Annotated in this window: 22 protein-coding genes; 6 read left to right on the top strand and 16 right to left on the bottom strand. The window is 72.4% G+C overall.

Annotated elements, in window-relative coordinates:
- From rpmF to RIF68_RS06115, 7 genes are all read right to left on the bottom strand, one after another.
- Positions 1-101: 50S ribosomal protein L32 (gene rpmF, locus RIF68_RS06145; protein WP_309050108.1), on the bottom strand; the 101-nt coding region annotated here is incomplete at its 3' end.
- Positions 102-103: 2 nt separating this feature from the next.
- A complete protein-coding gene (locus RIF68_RS06140) occupies positions 104-799 on the bottom strand; it encodes a DUF177 domain-containing protein (protein ID WP_309050106.1) in 696 nt (231 codons plus the stop codon).
- A 97-nt stretch (positions 800-896) separates the two neighbouring features.
- Positions 897-1,946: an ATP synthase F0 subunit B gene (locus RIF68_RS06135; RefSeq protein WP_309050105.1), complete on the bottom strand. Its 1,050-nt coding sequence runs from the start codon at positions 1,944-1,946 to the stop codon at positions 897-899.
- A 113-nt stretch (positions 1,947-2,059) separates the two neighbouring features.
- On the bottom strand, positions 2,060-2,539 hold the full coding sequence (gene coaD / locus RIF68_RS06130) for a pantetheine-phosphate adenylyltransferase (RefSeq protein ID WP_309050107.1): 480 nt from the start codon (positions 2,537-2,539) through the stop codon (positions 2,060-2,062).
- A 26-nt stretch (positions 2,540-2,565) separates the two neighbouring features.
- On the bottom strand, positions 2,566-3,147 hold the full coding sequence (gene rsmD, locus RIF68_RS06125; RefSeq protein WP_309050104.1) for a 16S rRNA (guanine(966)-N(2))-methyltransferase RsmD: 582 nt from the start codon (positions 3,145-3,147) through the stop codon (positions 2,566-2,568).
- A 97-nt stretch (positions 3,148-3,244) separates the two neighbouring features.
- Entirely contained in the window at positions 3,245-5,458 is a 2,214-nt protein-coding gene (gene recG / locus RIF68_RS06120) for an ATP-dependent DNA helicase RecG (protein ID WP_309050103.1), read from the bottom strand.
- Positions 5,459-5,498: 40 nt separating this feature from the next.
- Positions 5,499-7,127: a DAK2 domain-containing protein gene (locus tag RIF68_RS06115; RefSeq protein ID WP_309050102.1), complete on the bottom strand. Its 1,629-nt coding sequence runs from the start codon at positions 7,125-7,127 to the stop codon at positions 5,499-5,501.
- Between the two features lie 237 nt (positions 7,128-7,364).
- Between RIF68_RS06115 and rpmB the strand changes: the two genes are divergently transcribed.
- Entirely contained in the window at positions 7,365-7,550 is a 186-nt protein-coding gene (gene rpmB / locus RIF68_RS06110) for a 50S ribosomal protein L28 (RefSeq protein ID WP_003957616.1), read from the top strand.
- Between the two features lie 106 nt (positions 7,551-7,656).
- Here rpmB and thiD read toward each other — a convergent pair whose 3' ends face one another.
- Positions 7,657-8,511, bottom strand: a complete 855-nt coding sequence (thiD, locus tag RIF68_RS06105; RefSeq protein ID WP_309050101.1) for a bifunctional hydroxymethylpyrimidine kinase/phosphomethylpyrimidine kinase — start codon at positions 8,509-8,511, stop codon at positions 7,657-7,659.
- A complete protein-coding gene (locus RIF68_RS06100) occupies positions 8,508-9,470 on the bottom strand; it encodes a thiamine-phosphate kinase (protein WP_309050100.1) in 963 nt (320 codons plus the stop codon). Before RIF68_RS06100 ends, thiD begins: the two co-directional genes overlap by 4 nt.
- 233 nt (positions 9,471-9,703) lie before the next feature.
- Here RIF68_RS06100 and RIF68_RS06095 point away from each other — a divergent pair, with 233 nt between their 5' ends.
- Both RIF68_RS06095 and RIF68_RS06090 read left to right on the top strand, forming a co-directional pair.
- Complete coding sequence (locus RIF68_RS06095) at positions 9,704-9,937, top strand: Lrp/AsnC family transcriptional regulator (protein WP_017947604.1); 234 nt, start codon at positions 9,704-9,706, stop codon at positions 9,935-9,937.
- Between the two features lie 20 nt (positions 9,938-9,957).
- On the top strand, positions 9,958-10,458 hold the full coding sequence (locus RIF68_RS06090; RefSeq protein WP_309050099.1) for a DUF3515 domain-containing protein: 501 nt from the start codon (positions 9,958-9,960) through the stop codon (positions 10,456-10,458).
- Positions 10,459-10,521: 63 nt separating this feature from the next.
- Here the strand turns inward: RIF68_RS06090 and RIF68_RS06085 are convergent, their stop codons facing one another.
- From RIF68_RS06085 to RIF68_RS06075, 3 genes are all read right to left on the bottom strand, one after another.
- The gene (locus tag RIF68_RS06085) at positions 10,522-11,661 is read right to left on the bottom strand and encodes a D-alanine--D-alanine ligase family protein (RefSeq protein ID WP_309050098.1); all 1,140 of its coding nucleotides are present in this window, start codon (positions 11,659-11,661) and stop codon (positions 10,522-10,524) included.
- A gap of 116 nt (positions 11,662-11,777) precedes the next feature.
- Positions 11,778-12,779 (bottom strand): NAD(P)H-dependent glycerol-3-phosphate dehydrogenase, encoded by a 1,002-nt coding sequence (locus tag RIF68_RS06080; protein WP_309050097.1) that lies wholly within the window; start codon positions 12,777-12,779, stop codon positions 11,778-11,780.
- Complete coding sequence (locus RIF68_RS06075; RefSeq protein ID WP_309050096.1) at positions 12,776-13,528, bottom strand: lysophospholipid acyltransferase family protein; 753 nt, start codon at positions 13,526-13,528, stop codon at positions 12,776-12,778. Before RIF68_RS06075 ends, RIF68_RS06080 begins: the two co-directional genes overlap by 4 nt.
- A gap of 126 nt (positions 13,529-13,654) precedes the next feature.
- Here RIF68_RS06075 and cofC point away from each other — a divergent pair, with 126 nt between their 5' ends.
- Positions 13,655-14,302, top strand: a complete 648-nt coding sequence (gene cofC, locus RIF68_RS06070) for a 2-phospho-L-lactate guanylyltransferase (RefSeq protein ID WP_309050095.1) — start codon at positions 13,655-13,657, stop codon at positions 14,300-14,302.
- 10 nt (positions 14,303-14,312) lie between these two features.
- Complete coding sequence (locus tag RIF68_RS06065) at positions 14,313-14,522, top strand: hypothetical protein (RefSeq protein WP_309050094.1); 210 nt, start codon at positions 14,313-14,315, stop codon at positions 14,520-14,522.
- A 392-nt stretch (positions 14,523-14,914) separates the two neighbouring features.
- On the opposite strand, the gene RIF68_RS06060 is transcribed toward RIF68_RS06065, so the two are convergent.
- From RIF68_RS06060 to leuC, 4 genes are all read right to left on the bottom strand, one after another.
- The gene (locus tag RIF68_RS06060; RefSeq protein WP_309050093.1) at positions 14,915-15,628 is read right to left on the bottom strand and encodes an HU family DNA-binding protein; all 714 of its coding nucleotides are present in this window, start codon (positions 15,626-15,628) and stop codon (positions 14,915-14,917) included.
- A 143-nt stretch (positions 15,629-15,771) separates the two neighbouring features.
- Positions 15,772-15,999, bottom strand: coding sequence for a hypothetical protein (locus RIF68_RS06055; RefSeq protein WP_309050092.1), 228 nt, complete (start codon positions 15,997-15,999; stop codon positions 15,772-15,774).
- A 104-nt stretch (positions 16,000-16,103) separates the two neighbouring features.
- A complete protein-coding gene (gene leuD, locus RIF68_RS06050) occupies positions 16,104-16,697 on the bottom strand; it encodes a 3-isopropylmalate dehydratase small subunit (protein WP_309050091.1) in 594 nt (197 codons plus the stop codon).
- 5 nt (positions 16,698-16,702) lie between these two features.
- Positions 16,703-18,127 carry a 3-isopropylmalate dehydratase large subunit gene (gene leuC / locus RIF68_RS06045; protein ID WP_309050090.1) on the bottom strand — a complete coding sequence of 475 codons (1,425 nt, stop codon included), beginning with the start codon at positions 18,125-18,127 and terminating at the stop codon, positions 16,703-16,705.
- 140 nt (positions 18,128-18,267) lie between these two features.
- Here leuC and ndgR point away from each other — a divergent pair, with 140 nt between their 5' ends.
- Entirely contained in the window at positions 18,268-18,984 is a 717-nt protein-coding gene (ndgR, locus tag RIF68_RS06040) for an IclR family transcriptional regulator NdgR (protein WP_005311436.1), read from the top strand.
- The last annotated feature ends 20 nt before the right edge of the window (positions 18,985-19,004 follow it).

Below are 19,004 nucleotides of genomic sequence, written 5' to 3'. Positions count from 1 at the left end.
TGGCAACGCTCACACGAAACCAGGGTGGGGACCGCAGCCTTCCACTGCGACCGGCGGTGGCGCGTGTTGCTGCGCGACATCTTCCGCTTCGGAACAGCCACGGCTACTTCTCCTGCTTCTCGTCGACACCGGATGCGGCATCGCTCATGTTGTCCTTCTCGTCGGTTCCCAGCGAACCGGCGAGTCCCTGCAGTGCCGCCCAACGGATGTCGACGGCGTCATGGTGGTGGTCCGGGTTCTCGTTCAGGTTGGTCCCGCACTCGGCACACAGACCCGCACAGCCCTCCCGGCACACCGGCTGCATCGGCAGTGCGAGCACCACCGCATCACGCAGCACGGGCTCGAGGTCGAACATGCCGTCCTCGAGGGGGATCATGCTCTCGTCGTCCTCGGCTTCGTCGTCCGCGACCGCCTTGGAGCGGCCCCGGTCGTCGGAGTCGGGGTACGAGAACATCTCCTGGAAGTCCGCGTCGAGCTCCAGCTCGACGGGCTCCAGACACCTTACGCACTCCCCCTCGGCGGATGCACGGGCGGTGCCTGTGACAAGCACCCCTTCCATGACCGACTCGAGACGGAGCTCGATCTCCACCGGCGCGCCCTCGGGCACTCCGATGACCCCCGCGACACCCAGGTCCCTGGGCGCGTCGACCGTGCGGGAGATCCGCTGGAGGGCACCAGGACGCCGTCCCAGCTCGTGTGTGTCGAACACGAGGGGATTGCGGTGGTCGAGGCGCGTACTCAGGGTTCTTCCTGCCTTCGGATCGTCGTGAGGGGAACTGCCGCTGTACGCGGGCAGCATGGATCGCGGACATACACGCGACCGAACAGCCAGGATACTGGACACACCGCCCAGGGCCCAATCCGGGCCGCCCCGGGCTCCGGTCGCCGGGGTTCCCCTACTGCCCCTGCCCCTGTTCGTACCGTCGCAGCTGCTCCAGGTCGATCATGCTCGTGTCGAAGAAGCTGGTCTCGTCGAGCGCGGCGGCCTGCTGCTGCGGCTGGTGGTGCTGCTGGGGCTGCTGGTACGCGTAGGGATCCTGCTGCTGGTAGCCGTACGGGTCCGTCTGCTGCGGCTGCTGGTACCCGTAGGGGTCGGGCTGATGCTGGTACGCGTACGGGTCCTGCTGCTGGTACCCGTACGGGTCGGCGGGGGCGTGCGGCGGCTGTTCCGGCGCCTGCGCGGCGGCCGGCACCGGGGCCGGAGCGGCCGGCTGGGGATCGGCGAGCTCCGCGAGGCCGGCCAGGTAGTCGGCGTCGCTGGTGTGGATCTGGCCGCCCAGTCCCTCCTGGGCGGCCATGTGCTCGCCGAGGGCGTCGGTGGCGATCCGGCCGTGCAGCTTCTGCCGACCGCGCCCGACCGCCTCCAGGGTCTTGCTGAGCACCGCCTCGAAGGCGCCGAGTTTGGCGTCCACGTACGCGTCGGCCCGGTGAATGAGGGTCTGGGGGTCGGCGCTGTACTCGGGGGCGTCCTCGTCGGCGTAGCCGTCCTGGTCCAGGCCCGGGCCGCGGCCGAGGAGCTTCTCGCGCCCGCGGTCGACGGCGCCGATGGTCTTGTTGAGGACGACCTCGAAGTTGGCGAGCTTGGAGTCGACGTACTCGTCGGCCTCGGCGCGGATCTCCTCGGCCTCGCGGCGGGCCTCGGCGAGGATCCGGTCGGCCTCCTCCTGGGACTCCCGGGCGACCTGGGTGTCGGAGACGATCGAGCCCCGCTCGGCGTGGGCGGCCTCGATGATCCGCTCCGCCTCCCGCCGGGCCTCCTCCACGAGCTGCTCCCGGCCGCCGATCAGCTCCTGCGCCTGCGCGAGGGAGCCGGGCAGGGCGTCCCGTACCTCTTCGAGCAGGGCGAGCAGCTCGGCCCGGTTGACCACGCACGACGCCGACATGGGCATGGAGCGGGCGCTCTGTACGGTCGCGACGATCTCGTCGAGCTTCTTCTGCACGTCCACCGGGTGCTCGCCACTCTCTACAACAGCTGGATGGAGACGGACGGGACGACTGTAAGGGCAGTCGGCGCCCGCCCGTCACCCGGTGACGGAGCGTCAGGAACGGTGGCTTCGCGTCACTTCCGCCGGAGGCGCTCGGTGAGCCGGCCGAGGACGGCGGGCGGCACCAGGTGGGAGACGTCGCCGCCCCAGGCCGCGACCTCCTTGACCAGCGAGGAGGAGAGGAAGCTGTACGTCGGGTTGGTGGGGACGAACAGGGTCTCGACGCCCGAGAGGCCGTTGTTCATCTGGGCCATCTGGAGCTCGTAGTCGAAGTCGCTGACCGCCCGCAGGCCCTTGACGATGGCCGGGATGTCCCGCTGCTTGCAGAAGTCGACGAGCAGGCCGTGGAAGGACTCCACCTCCACGTTGCCGAAGTCGGCGGTGACCTCGCGGATCAGCTCGATCCGCTCCTCGACCTCGAAGAGGCCCTTCTTCGACTGGTTGATCATCACAGCCACGTGCACGACGTCGTACAGCTTGGAGGCGCGGGCGATGATGTCGAGATGTCCGTTGGTGATGGGGTCGAATGACCCCGGACAGACGGCGCGGCGCAACTTGGGTCCCTCGCTCTCCGGTCCGGTCATCGTGCGTCTTCGCACGTAGAGGCGGCGCGACCGTACCAAAACGTTCCCTCGCCGTAGCGACGGGCCCGCAGCGGCTCGAAGCCCTCCGGCCAGCCGAACTCGCCGCCCCGGGTGCTGCGCTCCACGGTCACCAGGGCATCCTCGCTCAGCCAGCCCCCCGCGCGCAGTGTGAGGAGGATCTCGCGCAGAGCGTCGTCGGTGACGGCGTACGGGGGGTCGAGGAAGACCAGGTCGTACGGCTCGGCGGGCGCGGGCCCGGTGACGACCTGCTCGGCCTTGCCGGTACGGAGCTCGGCGCCGGGCAGGCCGAGCGAGCGGATGTTCTCCCGCACCGTCCGGGCCGCGCGGGCGTCGGCCTCCACGAGCAGGGCGTGCGCGGCGCCCCGGGAGAGCGCTTCGAGGCCGACGGCGCCGGACCCGGCGTACAGGTCGGCGACGCGCGCGCCCGCCAGGCCGTGGAAGGCCTCCCAGGTGGAGAAGAGACCTTCGCGTGCCCGGTCGGAGGTGGGGCGGGTGCCGTTGCCGGGCGGCACGGCCAGTCGGCGTCCGCCGGCGGTGCCGGCGATCACGCGGGTCATCGGTGTCCTCGTCCTGCTCGTCCGGTACGTACGCCCCAGCTTATGGCCGCCCCGGTCTTCGCCGCCTCATCCGGTGCCCCCGGCCCGCCGTCCCCCGTCATCCCTTCTCCAGGTACTCCTCCCGCTCCTCGTCCAGGAGCGCGTCGAGGGCGGTCCGCAGGCCCGGGTGGGCGTCGAGCTCCGGGTCGGCGAGGACGAGGGCGGTGGCCTCCTCGCGGGCGGCGGCGATGACCTCCTCGTCGTCGATGACGGCGAGCATGCGCAGGGAGGAGCGGGCGCCGGACTGGGCCTGGCCGAGGACGTCTCCCTCGCGCCGCTGTTCGAGGTCGATGCGGGAGAGTTCGAAGCCGTCCAGCGTGGCGGCCACGGCGCCGAGGCGCTGCCGGGCGGGGCTCGCCTCGGGCATCTCGGTGACGAGGAGGCACAGGCCGGGGGCGGAGCCGCGGCCGACCCGGCCGCGCAGCTGGTGCAGCTGGGAGACGCCGAAGCGGTCGGCGTCCATGATCACCATGACGGTGGCGTTGGGGACGTTGACGCCGACCTCGATGACGGTGGTGGCGACGAGGACGTCGAGCTCGCCCGCGGCGAAGCGGCGCATCACCTCGTCCTTGTCGTCGGGGTGCATGCGGCCGTGCAGGACGGCGACGCGGAGGCCCGCGAGGGGGCCGGCGCCGAGCTGCCCGGCGACGTCGAGGACGGCGAGCGGGGGCCGCCTATCCGCCTCGTCGCCGTTTCCGGCGGACGCCTTGGTCTTCTTCCCTCCGGTCTCCTGCTCGGCGTCGTCGCCGATGCGGGGGCAGACCACGTACGCCTGATGGCCGTTCTCGACCTCCTCGCGGACCCGTTCCCAGGCGCGGGTGAGGAAGTGCGGCTTGTCGGCGGCGGGGACGACATGGCTGGCGATCGGGGAGCGGCCCGCGGGCAGCTGGTCGAGGACGGAGGTCTCCAGGTCGCCGAAGACGGTCATGGCGACCGTGCGCGGGATGGGGGTGGCGGTCATGACGAGGAGGTGCGGGGGCTGCTTGCCCTTGCCCCGGAGCGCGTCGCGCTGCTCGACGCCGAAGCGGTGCTGCTCGTCGACGACGACCAGGCCGAGGTCGTGGAACCGGACCTTGTCCTCGATGAGGGCGTGGGTGCCGATGACGATGCCGGCCTCGCCGGTGACGAGGTCGAGCAGGGCCTGGCGGCGGGCGGCGGCGCCCATGGAGCCGGTGAGCAGGACGACCTTGGTGGCGCGCTCGGCGCCGCCGAGCGTGCCGCCCTCCGCGAGGTCGCCCATCATCTCGGTGACCGAGCGGTGGTGCTGCTGGGCGAGGACCTCGGTGGGGGCGAGCAGGGCGGCCTGTCCCCCGGCGTCGACCACGGCGAGCATGGCGCGCAGGGCCACCATCGTCTTGCCCGATCCGACCTCGCCCTGGAGGAGGCGGTGCATGGGGTGCTCGGTGGCGAGGTCGTCGAAGATCTCCCGGGAGACCTTCTCCTGGCCCTCGGTGAGGGTGAAGGGCAGCCTGGCGTCGAAGGCGGCGAGGATGCCGTCCGGGGCGGGGCGGCGGGCGACGGCGGGGAGCTGGGTGTCGGCGTGGCGGCGGCGGGCCAGGGCGACCTGGAGGACGAAGGCCTCGTCCCACTTGAGCCGGTCGCGGGCGGCGGCGACGTCGGCCTTGGTGCGGGGGCGGTGGATCTGCCGCAGGGCGTCGGGGAGGGCGAGGAGACCGCGGCCCTCGCGGAGGGCGGGCGGGAGCGGGTCGACGGCGTCGGCGGCGCTCGGCAGGACGGCGTCGACGGCCTTGGAGATCTTCCAGGACTCCAGTTTGGTGGTGGCCGGGTAGATCGGGATGAGGGAGGCGGCCCAGCTGCCGACGGCCTCGGCGGCCTCGCCGTCGCCGCGGAGCAGTTCGTAGGCGGGGTGGGCGAGCTGGAGACGCCGGTTGAAGAGGGAGACCTTGCCGGCGAACATCGCGCGGGTGCCGGGCAGGAGTTCCTTGTGCGGCTTGTGCACGCCCTTGCCGAAGAAGACCAGTTGCAGCCGGCCGCTGCCGTCCGTGATGGTCACTTCGAGGCGCTGGCCGCGCCCCTTCGCGCCGTTGAAGGTGAGCACCCGGGCGTCGGCGACCTGGGCGACCACGGTGACGTGCTCGTCGAGCGGCAGGTCGGAGAGGGTGGTCAGCTCCCCGCGCTCGGCGTACCGGCGGGGGTAGTGGTGGAGGAGGTCGCCGACCGTGTGCAGGCCGAGTGCCTCGGCCATGACCTTCGCGGTGGCGGGGCCGAGGGACTTCTTCAGGGGTTCGTCGAGCGCGGGCACGTGCTCCATTGCACACCACGGCACCGACAGACGGGGCGGCGCGGCGCGGTCATTCGACGCCGATCAGCAGCGGCGGGGCGCCCGCGCCCGCGTGGTACGTGGTGGTGTCGACGGCCAGGTGGGCGCGGCGGACGTGGGCCTCCAGGGTGTCGGCGAGGCCGGGCGGCGTGTCGTCGGCGACGACGAGGGTGACGAGTTCGCCGCCGGCCTGGAGCATCCGGTCGAGGACGGTACGGGCGGTCTCGGTGAGGTCCCGGCCGATGACGGCGACGTCGCCCTCGATGAGGCCGAGGACGTCGCCGGCCTGGCAGACGCCGGCGGAGGTGAAGGAGCGGCGTTCGGCGACGGCGAGTTCGGCGTAGCGGGTGGCGCCGGCGGCGGCGGTCATGGCGACGACGTCCTCGTCGAAGCTGCGGCCGGGTTCGTGGACGGCGAGGGCGGCGATGCCCTGGACGGCGGCGCGGGTGGGGATGAGGGCGACGCGGATGCCTTCGGCGCGGGCGCGTTCGGCGGTGGCGGCGGCGGCCTGCCTCAGTTCGGTGTCGTTGGGCAGCAGGACGATCTCGCGGGCGTGGGCCCGCCGGACGGCGTCGAGGAGCGCGTCGCCCGCGGGGGGCTCGCCGGGCCGGGCGAGGACGGTGGTGGCGCCGGCCTCGGCGCAGAGGCCGGCCAGGCCTTCGCCGGGGACGACGGCGACGACCGCGCGCCGGGCGGGTTCGGCGGCCGCGGCGGGCGGGGCCGCGGCGAAGTGGGTGATGCGGACGCGGTGGGGGCGGCCGGCCTCGATGCCGGCCTCGACGGCGGCGCCGGCGTCGTCGACGTGCACGTGGACGTTCCACAGCCCGTCGCCGCCGACGACGACGAGCGACTCCCCCAGGGCGTCGAGCCGGCCCCGCAGGAGGTCGACGGCCGCGTCGTCGGCCTCCAGGAGGTAGATGACCTCGTAGGCGGGGCCCTCGCCGTCGGGGCAGGTCTCGGCCGGTACGGGCGGGACGAGCGGGACGGGGGCGTACGGGGCGGTGCCGGCGGGCGGAGGGGCGTGCCCGGTGACGGTCTCGGCGAGGGCGCCGAGCACGGCGACGAGGCCCTTGCCCCCGGCGTCCACGACTCCGGCCCGGCGCAGCGCGTCCAGTTGGCCGGGGGTGGTCTCCAGGGCCGCTCTGGCCCGCTCGTAGGCGTTCCTGGCCACCTCCGCGAGGTCCCCGCCGCCCGCGCAGCCCTCGGCGGCGGAGGCGGCGACGGTGAGGATGGTGCCCTCGACGGGGTGGGCGACGGCCCGGCGGGCGGCGGAGGCGGCCTCCGCCAGGGCGCGGGCGAGGTGAGGTCCGTCACCTCCGAGGGCGAGGACGGCGGCCATGCCGCGCAGCAGCTGGGAGAGGATCGTGCCGGAGTTCCCGCGGGCACCGAGGAGGGCACCGTGGGCCATGGCCCGTACGGTCTCGGCCGTGTCCGGGGCGGTGCCGGCGGCGGCGCAGACGGCCTCGACGGCCTCGTGGGCGGCGGCGACGGTCAGGTAGAGATTGGTGCCCGTGTCCCCGTCGGCGACGGGATAGACGTTGATCGCGTCGATCTCGGCGCGCTCCCGCCCGAGGGCGTCCAGGGCCCGCGCGCACCAGGTCCGGACCGCTTCGGCGTCGAGCTCGGTGAGCTCCTCGGAGGGCGGAACGGGGCGCGGCAAGGGGGCCTCCTTCGGGCGGCGGGAGCTCACCGCAGGGTAGACCCGGGGTGCCGGGCCCGTGACCGGGGCCCGGGGCGAGGTCCGCGCTCGACATGGTAGTTTCGTTCCACCGCAGCAGCCGTTGTATGCTGCTTCGGTTGCCCGGCACACGTCGGGCCGTTCCCCGGCAAGCCACTTCAGACTCCTGATTCCGGTGCGCCGGATTTCACTGTAAATCTGAAGTCTTTGGAGTGACCCGTGGCTGCCAACTGCGACGTCTGCGGCAAGGGGCCGGGCTTCGGCAACAACATTTCGCACTCGCACCGCCGTACGTCCCGTCGCTGGAACCCGAACATCCAGCGCGTGCGTGCCGTGGTCGGTCGGACGCCGAAGCGGCTCAACGTCTGCACCTCGTGCATCAAGGCCGGCAAGGTCTCGCGCTAATTCGCGACGTTTCCGTGTCGTAGCGCAGCCCCTGCGGTTGCCTTGAAAGGCCGGTCCACCTCGGTGGACCGGCCTTTTGCCGTACCCGCTTCCGGTCCGGACACCCCTAGGGGGTGACTCGCCGATCTTGCCGGCTCGCGCCTGATCGGCAGGACACGACCTGGTTTCTGAAGCGCCAGCCGTGGTCGACCGGGCCGATGCCCTGCCCCAGGGCGAAGCCGGCGGCGAGGGCCCCCGTCACGTACTCCTTGGCCTGCCGTACGGCCTCCGGCACCTCCAGGCCCTTCGCGAGGCCCGAGGCGATCGCGGAGGCGAGGGTGCAGCCGGTGCCGTGGGTGTGCCGGTTGTCGTGGCGCGGGGCGCGGAGCCAGTGCTCCTCGGTGCCGTCGGTGAGCAGGTCCACGGCCTCCCGGCCGGTGGGCAGGTGCCCGCCCTTGATCAGGACCCAGGCGGGTCCGTACGACAGGACCGCCTCGGCGGCCGTCCTCATGTCGCTCTCGTAAACGACGTGCACGCCCGTGAGCTGTGTCACCTCGTCCAGATTGGGCGTGGCGACCGTGGCGGTGGGCAGCAGGCGCTCGCGTACGGACTCCAGGGCGGAGGCGGCGAGGAGCGGGTCGCCGTGCTTGGAGACGCCGACGGGGTCCACGACGACGGGCACCCCGGGGGTGCCGGCGAGCAGCCCGGCGACGGTCTCGACGAGCGGGGCGGTGGCGAGCATGCCGGTCTTCACGGCGTGGACGCCGATGTCGTCCACGACGGCCCGGTACTGGGCGCGTACGGCCTCCTCCGGAAGCTCCCAGACGCCGTGGACGCCCCGCGAGTTCTGCGCCGTGACGGCGGTGAGGACGCTCATGCCGTGGACGCCGAGGGCGAGCATCGTCTTGAGGTCGGCCTGGATGCCGGCGCCGCCGCCGGAGTCGGATCCGGCGACGGTCAGCACCAGCGGCGGGGCGGTCACTCCGTCTCCCCGAAGTGGTCCCAGCCGCCCGCGCTGTGCCAGGGGGCGCCGTCCACGGTGACCTGGGGAAGGGCGGAGGGGTGGAGGACCTCTCCGATGACCTTCCAGCGGGCGGGGAGCTTCACGTCGGGCGGGAAGGTGGCCACGATGGCGTGGTCCTCCCCTCCGGTCAGCACCCACTGCATGGGGTCGACGCCGACGGCCTGGCCGATGTCGTTCATCTGGGTGGGGATGTCGATGAGCCCGGAGCGCAGGTCGATGCGGACCTTGCTGGCCTCCGCGATGTGGCCGAGGTCGGCGATGAGGCCGTCGCTGACGTCGCACATGGCGGTGGCGCCGAGCCCGGCGGCGGCGGGACCCGCGTGGTAGGGCGGTTCGGGCCTGCGGTGGGCCTCGACGAAGGCACGCGGGGAGCGGAAGCCCCGGGAGAGGACCGCGTAGCCGGCGGCGGACCAGCCGAGCCAGCCGGTGTAGGCGACGACGTCGCCGGGCTGCGCGCCGCCGCGGGTGACCGGGTCGTGGTTGCGGAGGTCGCCGAGGGCGGTGATGGAGACCATGATCGTGTCGCCGCGGACGACGTCGCCGCCGACCACCGCCGCGCCCGCGACCTGACATTCGTCGCGCAGCCCGTCCATGAGTTCGGTGGGCCAGGTGACGGGCAGTTCGGCGGGGACGACGAGGCCGAGGAGGAGCGCGGTGGGGACCGCGCCCATGGCGGCGATGTCGGCGAGGTTCTGGGCGGCGGCCTTGCGCCCGACGTCGTACGCCGTGGACCAGTCGCGCCGGAAGTGACGTCCTTCGAGCAGGATGTCCGTGCTGGCCACCACGCGCCGGTCGGGGGCGGAGACGACCGCGGCGTCGTCGCCGGGCCCGATCCGTACCGCCGGGGTGGAGGTGAGCCGGGACGTGAGCTCCCTGATGAGCCCGAACTCGCCCAGCTCTCCGACTGTGCCCTTCACCGCGTCTCACCTCGTGTCGTCGTGCCGGCCGGCGGGCGGCGGAGCGTCGTCGCGCACCGCGGGTCGCGGGCCGTCACCGTGCTGGGTACCGTCAAGTAGACCGTCAACTTCTGTCCTGTGTACGCCACAACCCGGACGCTTTGGATCACGTGGGTCTCCCCGCGGCCCGCGGCGACGCGATAACGTGGCGTCTCTTTCTCCCACACGATCCTCGTGGTCGCCCTGGAGGTTCCGTGGTACAGGCGTACATCCTTATTCAGACCGAGGTGGGCAAGGCGTCGACCGTCGCCGACACCATCTCCAAGATCCCGGGGGTGATCCAGGCCGAGGACGTGACCGGACCGTACGACGTCATCGTGCGCGCGCAGGCCGACACGGTGGACGAGCTCGGGCGCATGGTCGTCGCCAAGGTCCAGCAAGTGGACGGCATCACGCGCACGCTCACCTGCCCGGTCGTTCATCTGTAGCCCCCGTCTACGCTTGGCCGGTGACGTCTTCCCACCGGCCCTTCGGCCTGCCCTCCGCCCTGTCGGCCGCCGCCCTGCTGCTGACCGTCGCCGGGTGCGTCCCGTGGGACACCGGGGCGTCCGTGGCGGTTCCCAGCCCGCCGGCGGCGGAGGCTGCCCTCTGCCAGGCACTGGCGAAGGAGCTGCCCGACACCGTGGCGGGGCTGGAGCGGACCGATCCCGATCCCGGCTCCGAGCTGACCGCCGGGTGGGGTGACGGTGCGATCGTACTGCGCTGCGGGGTCCCCCGGCCCGAAAAGATGAGCGATCCGAAGGCGCAGGGGGTCTCCGCCAACGGCGTCAACTGGATGCTGGAGCGTCCGGAGGGCGGCGGGACCCGGTTCACCTCCGTGTACCGCAGGACGTACGTGGAGGTGAGCCTGGACGAGCGGTTCGCGCACGACGCGGGGCCGCTCGCGGCGCTCGCGGAGCCGGTCTCGGCGACGATCCCGTGCGCGCTCGCGGCCGACGCGTGCTCCTGACACGGCCCGGACGTGCCCCGGGAGCCGGCCCCGCGTGCGCGGCCGGCTCCCGGGGACGGACGGCTAGCGCAGGCCCGTGGAGCGGGTCAGCGCGGCCTCGATCAGCCGGTCGACCAGCTCGGGGTAGCTCACGCCGCTCTCCTGCCACATGCGCGGGTACATGGAGATCGGCGTGAAGCCGGGCATCGTGTTGATCTCGTTGATGACGAAGTCGCCGTCCTCGGTGAGGAAGAAGTCGGCGCGGACCAGGCCCTCGCAGGAGACGGCCTCGTAGGCGGCGACGGCGAGGCGCTGGACCTCGGCGGTGGCCTCCTCGCCGATGGGGGCGGGCACGATCCCGGAGGCCGAGTCGATGTACTTGGCCTCGAAGTCGTAGAAGTCGTGGTCGGTGACGGCCGGGATCTCGGCCGGGACGCTGGCGCGCGGGCCGTCCTCGAACTCCAGGACGCCGCACTCGATCTCGCGGCCCCTCACCAGCGCCTCGACCAGGATCTTCGGGTCGTGGCGGCGGGCCTCCTCGATGGCCTCGTCGAGGCCGGAGAGGTCGTCCACCTTGGTGATGCCCATGGAGGACCCGCCGCGGGCCGGCTTCACGAACAGCGGCCAGCCGTGGTCGGCGGCGAACTCGACGATCTTCTTGCGGGCGGCGGCCGGGTTCTGGTCCCACTCGCGGGGGCGGACCACCTCGTACGGGCCGACGGGCAGGCCGTACGAGACGAAGATCCGCTTCATGTACTCCTTGTCCTGGCCGACGGCGGAGGCGAGGACGCCGGCGCCGACGTAGGGGATGCCGGAGAGCTCCAGGAGGCCCTGGAGGGTGCCGTCCTCGCCGTACGGGCCGTGGAGCATCGGGAAGACCACGTCGACCTCGCCGAGGGCCTTGGGGACGGCGCCGGGCTCGGCCAGGACGACCTCGCGGTTGGCGGGGTCGACGGGGAGGACGACGCCGCCCTCCTCGGACTCGGCCAGGTCGGCGACGTTCGGCAGGGCACGGTCGGCGATGGCCATCCGCTCCGGCGCGTCGGCGGTGAGCGCCCAGCGCCCGTCCGTCGTGATGCCGATGGGCAGCACGTCGTACTTGTCCCGGTCGATGGCGCTCAGGACGGCGCCGGCCGTGACGACGGAGATGGCGTGCTCGGAGCTGCGGCCGCCGAAGACGACGGCCACGCGCGGCTTGCGGGGGCTCTGGGTGTTCTCGCTCATATCGCGACGAGGGTACCCTGCTGCACCCGAACTCCTGAGCGCCCCGCTCCGCCCTCGCGCGTCCGGCCCAGCGGCGGGGGGCCGTTCGGCGGCGCCGGTCCGCCGGGCCGTACCGCTCAGCGGCGTTCGGGCTTGGCGGACCGCGACATCAGCTCCTTGAGGGCGACGATCGGCGGCTTGCCCTCGTGGACGATGGAGACGACGGTCTCGGTGATCGGCATGTCGACCCCGTGGCGGCGGGCCAGATCGAGCACCGACTCACAGGACTTGACGCCCTCGGCGGTCTGCTTGGTGGCCGCGATGGTCTCCTGGAGGGTCATGCCCCGGCCGAGGTTCGTGCCGAAGGTGTGGTTCCGGGAGAGCGGCGAGGAGCAGGTGGCGACGAGGTCACCGAGGCCCGCGAGACCGGAGAAGGTGAGCGGGTCGGCGCCCATGGCGAGGCCGAGGCGGGTGGTCTCGGCGAGGCCGCGGGTGATGAGCGTGGCCTTGGAGTTGTCGCCCAGGCCCATGCCGTCGGCGATGCCGACGGCGAGCCCGATGACGTTCTTGACCGCCCCGCCGAGTTCGCAGCCGACGACGTCGGTGTTGGTGTACGGGCGGAAGTACGGGGTCATGCAGGCGGCCTGGAGCCGCTGGGCGACGCTCTCGTCGGCGCAGGCGGCGACGGCGGCCGCGGGCTGCCGGGCGGCGATCTCCTTGGCCAGGTTGGGTCCGGTGAGGACCGCCACCCGGTCGGCGGGCACGTCCGCGACCTCCTGGATCACCTCGCTCATCCGCTTGGCGGTGCCGAGTTCGACGCCCTTCATGAGGGAGACGAGGACGGTGCCGGGGGCGAGCGAGGGCGCCCAGGCGGCGAGGTTGCCGCGGAGGGTCTGGGAGGGGACGACCAGGACGGTGAAGTCGGCGCCCGCGGCGGCCTCGGCCGGGTCGGCGGTGGCCGTGATGCCCTTGGGGAGTTCGACGCCGGGGAGGTAGTCGGGGTTGACGCCGGTGCGGTTGATCGTGTCCGCGAGTTCGGCGCGCCGGCCCCAGAGGCTGACCTCGCAGCCCGCGTCGGCGAGGACCATCGCGAAGGCGGTCCCCCAGGATCCGTTGCCGAAGACGGCCGCCCTGGTCACTTGGCGCCTCCCTCGGCGGCCTTGCGCCGCTGCTCCAGACGGGCCTTGCGGTGGTCGTACGGTTCGGCGGGCGCCTTCTCGCCGCGGATCTCCTCCAGGAGCGCGGTGATGGCCGCCATGATGACCTCGGTGGCCTCGCGCAGCACGTCGGGCGTGGGCTCCAGGTCGTAGAAGCGCGAGAGGTCGACCGGCGGGCCCGCCTGCACCGTCAGCGTCTTGCGGGGGAACAGGCTGAGCTTGTTCTCCTTCGCGTACGGCGGCATCGCGAGGTTGGCGCCCCACTGGGCCACCGGGATGACGGGCGCCTTGGTGAGCAGCGCGACGCGGGCGGCGCCGGTCTTGCCGGCCATCGGCCACATGGCGGGGTCGCGGGTGAGCGTTCCCTCGGGGTAGAAGGCGACGCACTCGCCGCGTTCGATGGCGTCGACGGCGGCCCGGAAGGCGTCGAGGGCGTTGGTGGTCTCGCGGTAGACGGGGATCTGCCCGGTGCCGCGGAGCATCATGCCGACGAAGGAGCCCCTGAAGAGGGCGGCCTTGGCGAGGAAGCGGGGGACGCGCCCGGTGTTGTACTGGTAGTGCGCGTACGACAGCGGGTCCAGGTAGGAGTTGTGGTTGACCGCGGTGATGAATCCGCCGTCGGCCGGAATGTGCTCCATGCCGCGCCAGTCCCGCTTGAACAGAACCACCAGGGGGGGTTTGGCGATGACCGCCGCGAGGCGGTACCAGAAGCCGATTCTGCGGCGGGGCACGCGGACACCTTTCTCCGGGTCTTGCTGGCAGGGGGTCAAGTGTCGCCCCATGCTCCTGCTCTGTCGAGGACACGGTACGCCCCGGGCCCCTGGCCGGACCGGGCGGGCGGGACAGAATGGGGTGCGATGAACACCGACGCCGACGACGGCTGGTCCCTGGTCGTCCCCCTGAAACCCCTGTCGCGGGCCAAGAGCCGGCTGACGCCCTCGGCGGGCGACCGGCTGCGGCCCCGGCTGGCGCTGGCCTTCGCCGAGGACACGGTGGGGGCGGCCCTGGCCTGCCCCCGGGTGCGGGACGTGACGGTCGTCACCGACGACCCGGCGGCGGGCGCGGCCCTGGCCGCGGTGGGGGCGCGGATCGAGCCGGACGTTCCGGGGGCGGGGCTCAACGCGGCCCTCGCGCACGGGGTGCGCGCGGTCCGCCGGGAGCGGCCGGGGGCGCGGGTGGCGGCGCTCGGCGCGGACCTTCCGGCGCTGCGGCCGGCCGAGCTGACGCTGGTCCTGGACGCGGCCCGACAATTTCCGCGGGCATTTCTCGCGGATGCCGCCGAAATAGGTACGACATTCCTCTCGGCCGCGCCGGGAGTGGAATTGGAACCGGCATTCGGGGGTCCGTCGCGGCTGCGGCATTTGTCCACGGGGGCGGTGGAAATACGGCCGGCGGGAGTGGATTCCGTCCGCCGGGACGTGGACACGGGCGAGGATCTGGCGGCGGCCCGGGCGCTGGGGCTCGGCCCGCGGACGGCGGCCCGCTGGCTGCCGGTGGCCGGATAGGCTGCGGACCATGCAGGCGACCGCGTTCACGTACGACCCCGAGACCCGCACCGGAAGTGTGCTGCTCGACGACGGTACCCCGGTGGAGTTCGGGGCGGAGGCCTTCGAGGCGGGCGGGCTGCGGCTGCTGCGGCCGGGGCAGCGGGTGCGGATCGAGACGGAGCCGGGCACCGGCGGCGGGGCGCCGCGGATCACCTTGGTGACGCTGCAGACCTTCTAGGGGGTGTCCTGTCGATCAGGCCGGGTCAGGGAGAGGCGTCCGGCGCCGTGCGTCGCGAGGCGGAGGAGGGAGTCCATGCGGAGCATCGGCGACCGACGACAACGCGGCGAGGCGCGGTGCCCGGCGTCGCGAGCCCGGCAAGATCGGCGAGACACCACCCCCTAGGCCGGGTCGGGACAGCCACGCCCGGCACGCGACTCCCCCAGAGCTTCGCCTGAGAGGTGCCACACCCCCCTGCGCACGCGCGCTCCCCCGGCGTTGTGTCGGGATCACCCGCGGACGCCCCGTACGCGGGGCGGCGGCCCCGGGCCACCGGACGCCGGGGGTCATGACGCGCCGCGGGCCGGGCTCCCCGGTGGGAGCCCGGCCCGGCGGACGGACGTACCGCGTCCTTACTTCTTGGCGGCGGTCTTCTTGGCGGTGGTCTTGCGCGCCGTCGTCTTCTTGGCGGGAGCCTTCTTCGCGGTGGCCTTCTTGGCCGGAGCGGTCTTCTTCGCGGCGGTCTTCTTCGTCGCGGCGGCGGTGGTGGCCGTCTTCTTCGCCGGGGTCGCCTTCTTCGCGGCGGAGGCCGTGGTCGTGGCCGTCTTCTTCGCCGGCGTCGCCTTCTTCGCGGCGGAGGCCGTGGTCGTGGTCTTCTTCGCGGGCGTCGCCTTCTTCGCCGCGGTGGCGGTGGTGGCCGTCTTCTTCGCCGGGGTCGCCTTCTTCGCGGCGGCCTTCTTGGCGGTGGTGGCCTTCTTGGCGGCGGCCTTCTTGACGGTGGCCGAGGCTCCGCCGGTCAGGCTGCCCTTGGGGGCCTTCTTGACGGAGACTTCGCCGCCCTTGGGGAGCTTCTTCGACCCGCTGACCAGGTCCTTGAAGCCCTGACCTGCGCGGAAGCGGGGGACGGAGGTCTTCTTCACCCGGACGCGCTCACCCGTCTGCGGGTTGCGGGCGTACCGGGCGGGACGGTCGACCTTCTCGAACGAGCCGAAGCCGGTGACCGAGACCCGGTCGCCGGCGACCACGGCACGCACGATGGCGTCGAGCACGTGGTCGACGGCATCGGCGGCCTGCTGGCGACCGCCCATCTTGTCGGCAATCGCTTCTACGAGCTGCGCCTTGTTCACGTCTTCCCCTTCGGAGACATTGCCAGAACGAAAGTGTTCAAGCTTTTTCGCACGTTAGGCATGTATATACCGCAAATCAAACACGAAACGGGCTAATCACCCTAGTGCCGCAACGCGGAAGACTCGTCGCGGAGTTCCTGGTGTCAGTCGTCCTCTGGGAATCGGCCCTCGTCGAGGTCCTTCATCAACCGGTCCAGACGCGCTGCCGCGTCCTTGAGATCGTGCTTCGCCGCGGCCGTGACGACCAGCAGCTTCCGGGACAGCGCCATCCTTACGCCCTCCGGGACTTGCAGTGCGCGCACCCTTGTGTGCGCTTCTTTCAATCGGGCGGCGACTGCCTCGTAGAGCTCGAGTTGGCTGTCGCGTTCCATGCACCGATTGTGCCATCTGGGGCGAGTTGTCGCCCGACAGGGTCTCAACAAGCGACTGCGCCCCCCACCGGAGGGTGGGGGGCGCAGTCTTGGAAAAGCGCTGCTCAGGCCGTAATTGTACGGGGCTTGAAGGACGGCCGGGCCGCCTCGTAGGCCGCGATGTCCGCTTCGTTCTGAAGGGTGAGGCTGATGTCGTCGAGGCCGTTCAGCAGGCGCCAGCGGGCGTTCTCGTCGAGCTCGAAGTCGGCGTCGATTCCGGCGGCGAGGACCTTGCGGCGCTCCAGGTCGACGGTGACCTCGGCGGTCGGGTCGGCCTCGGTCAGCTCCCACAGCGCGTCCACCGTCTCCTGCGGCAGGACGACGGTCAGCAGGCCGTTCTTCAGCGAGTTGCCACGGAAGATGTCGGCGAAGCGGGAGGAGATGACGGCCTTGAAGCCGTAGTTCTGCAGCGCCCAGACGGCGTGCTCACGGGAGGAGCCGGTGCCGAAGTCGGGGCCGGCGACCAGGACCGTGGCACCCTCCCGCTCGGGGCGGTTGAGGACGAACTCGGGGTCCTTGCGCCAGGCCTCGAAGAGGCCGTCCTCGAACCCGTCCCGGGTGACCTTCTTGAGCCAGTGGGCGGGGATGATCTGGTCGGTGTCGACGTTGCTGCGGCGCAGCGGGACGGCCCGGCCGGTGTGCGTGGTGAAGGCTTCCATCGTTCTCAGACCCCCGCGGTGGTGGCGACGTCGGACAGATCGGCCGGGGAGGCCAGGTGGCCGAGGACGGCGGTGGCGGCGGCGACCTGGGGGGAGACCAGGTGGGTGCGGCCGCCCTTGCCCTGCCGGCCCTCGAAGTTGCGGTTGGAGGTGGACGCGGAGCGCTCGCCCGGCGCGAGTTGGTCGGGGTTCATGCCCAGGCACATGGAGCAGCCCGCGTGCCGCCATTCGGCGCCGGCCTCCTTGAAGACCTTGTCCAGGCCCTCCTCGACGGCCTGGAGGGCGACCCGCACCGAGCCGGGGACGACCAGCATGCGGACGCCGTCGGCGACCTTGCGGCCCTTCAGCAGCTCGGCGGCGTTGCGCAGGTCCTCGATGCGGCCGTTGGTGCAGGAGCCTACGAAGACGGTGTCGACGGTGATGTCGCGCAGCGGCTGTCCGGCGGTCAACCCCATGTATTCCAGGGCCTTTTCGGCGGCCAGGCGCTCCGAAGCGTCTTCGTACGAAGCGGGGTCGGGGACGCGTGCCGAAAGCGGCGCGCCCTGGCCCGGATTGGTGCCCCAGGTGACGAACGGCGCGAGCTCGGCGGCGTCGATGACGACCTCGGCGTCGAAGACGGCGTCCTCGTCGGTCCGCAGGGTCTTCCAGTACGCGACGGCGGCGTCCCAGTCCTCGCCCTCGGGGGCGTGGGCGCGGCCCTTGAGGTAGGCGAAGGTGGTCTCGTCGGGGGCGATCATGCCCGCCCGGGCGCCGGCCTCGATGGACATGTTGCAGATGGTCATCCGGGCCTCCATCGAGAGTTTCTCGATGGCCGAGCCGCGGTACTCCAGGATGTAGCCCTGGCCGCCGCCGGTGCCGATCTTCGCGATGATCGCCAGGATCAGGTCCTTGGCGGTGACGTCCTCGGGCAGCTCGCCGTCGACGGTGATCGCCATGGTCTTCGGGCGGGCCAGGGGCAGGGTCTGGGTGGCGAGCACGTGCTCGACCTGGCTGGTGCCGATGCCGAAGGCGAGAGCGCCGAAGGCGCCGTGGGTGGAGGTGTGGGAGTCGCCGCAGACGACGGTGGTGCCGGGCTGGGTCAGGCCCAGCTGCGGTCCCACCACGTGGACGACGCCCTGCTCGACGTCGCCCAGGGGGTGCAGCCGCACGCCGAACTCGGCGCAGTTCTTCCGCAGGGTCTCCAGCTGGGCGCGGGAGACCGGGTCGGCGATCGGCTTGTCGATGTCGAGGGTCGGGGTGTTGTGGTCCTCGGTGGCGATGGTGAGGTCGAGGCGCCGCACCTGCCGTCCGTTCTGGCGGAGCCCGTCGAACGCCTGGGGGCTGGTCACCTCGTGCAGCAGGTGCAGATCGATGAAGAGGAGGTCGGGCTCGCCTTCGGCGCGCCGGACGACATGGTCGTCCCAGACCTTCTCCGCGAGTGTCCTACCCATCGCTTTCCCTCCGGCCGGCGGCTGCGCCGGCACCACTAGAGACCCGTTTGGCGGGCCGTTGTGCGGCCGCCTCACCAGAGTGACAAGTTCCCGGGAAAATTGAACTTGCGTTTCACAGAGTGAGACGCGAATATCGTTGCATGGACAACTCTAGCGGCGTAGGCGTTCTCGACAAGGCAGCCCTTGTCCTGAGCGCCCTGGAGTCCGGTCCGGCCACCCTCGCAGGTCTGGTCGCGGCGACGGGACTCGCACGACCCACGGCACACCGTCTCGCCGTGGCACTGGAACACCACCGGATGGTGGCCCGCGACATGCAGGGCCGGTTCATCCTCGGACCGCGGCTCGCGGAGCTCGCCGCCGCGGCCGGCGAGGACCGCCTGCTCGCGACCGCCGGGCCGGTGCTGACGCACCTGCGCGACGTGACCGGCGAGAGCGCGCAGCTCTACCGGCGCCAGGGCGACATGCGCATCTGCGTGGCGGCGGCCGAGCGGCTGTCCGGTCTGCGGGACACGGTCCCGGTCGGCTCGACGCTGACCATGAAGGCCGGCTCGTCCGCGCAGATCCTGATGGCCTGGGAGGAGCCCGAGCGGCTGCACCGCGGCCTCCAGGGCGCCCGCTTCACGGCGACGGCCCTGTCGGGCGTGCGGCGCCGCGGCTGGGCCCAGTCGATCGGCGAGCGGGAGCCCGGCGTGGCGTCCGTCTCCGCGCCCGTGCGCGGCCCCTCGAACCGCGTGGTGGCCGCCGTGTCGGTCTCGGGCCCGATCGAGCGCCTGACCCGCCACCCGGGCCGTATGCACGCCCAGGCGGTCATCGACGCCGCCGCCCGCCTCTCCGAGGCGCTCCGACGCAACGGCTGACCGCCCCGCCCTCCTGTTCG

Origin of the sequence: Streptomyces sp. (genome assembly GCF_031178505.1) — a bacterium.
GTDB classification, from domain to species: domain Bacteria; phylum Actinomycetota; class Actinomycetes; order Streptomycetales; family Streptomycetaceae; genus Streptomyces; species Streptomyces gulbargensis.
This window is presented reverse-complemented; position numbering and strand designations above follow the sequence as displayed.

Bases quoted from the DNA above. Each gene is read 5' to 3' on its own strand.
- RIF68_RS06140 (WP_309050106.1), bottom strand. From the start codon at position 799: ATGCTGCCCGCGTACAGCGGCAGTTCCCCTCACGACGATCCGAAGGCA.
- rsmD (WP_309050104.1), bottom strand. From the start codon at position 3,147: ATGACCCGCGTGATCGCCGGCACCGCCGGCGGACGCCGACTGGCCGTG.
- recG (WP_309050103.1), bottom strand. From the start codon at position 5,458: ATGGAGCACGTGCCCGCGCTCGACGAACCCCTGAAGAAGTCCCTCGGC.
- RIF68_RS06085 (WP_309050098.1), bottom strand. From the start codon at position 11,661: ATGAGCGAGAACACCCAGAGCCCCCGCAAGCCGCGCGTGGCCGTCGTC.
- cofC (WP_309050095.1), top strand. From the start codon at position 13,655: ATGAACACCGACGCCGACGACGGCTGGTCCCTGGTCGTCCCCCTGAAA.
- RIF68_RS06065 (WP_309050094.1), top strand. From the start codon at position 14,313: ATGCAGGCGACCGCGTTCACGTACGACCCCGAGACCCGCACCGGAAGT.
- RIF68_RS06055 (WP_309050092.1), bottom strand. From the start codon at position 15,999: ATGGAACGCGACAGCCAACTCGAGCTCTACGAGGCAGTCGCCGCCCGA.
- leuD (WP_309050091.1), bottom strand. From the start codon at position 16,697: ATGGAAGCCTTCACCACGCACACCGGCCGGGCCGTCCCGCTGCGCCGC.
- leuC (WP_309050090.1), bottom strand. From the start codon at position 18,127: ATGGGTAGGACACTCGCGGAGAAGGTCTGGGACGACCATGTCGTCCGG.
- ndgR (WP_005311436.1), top strand. From the start codon at position 18,268: ATGGACAACTCTAGCGGCGTAGGCGTTCTCGACAAGGCAGCCCTTGTC.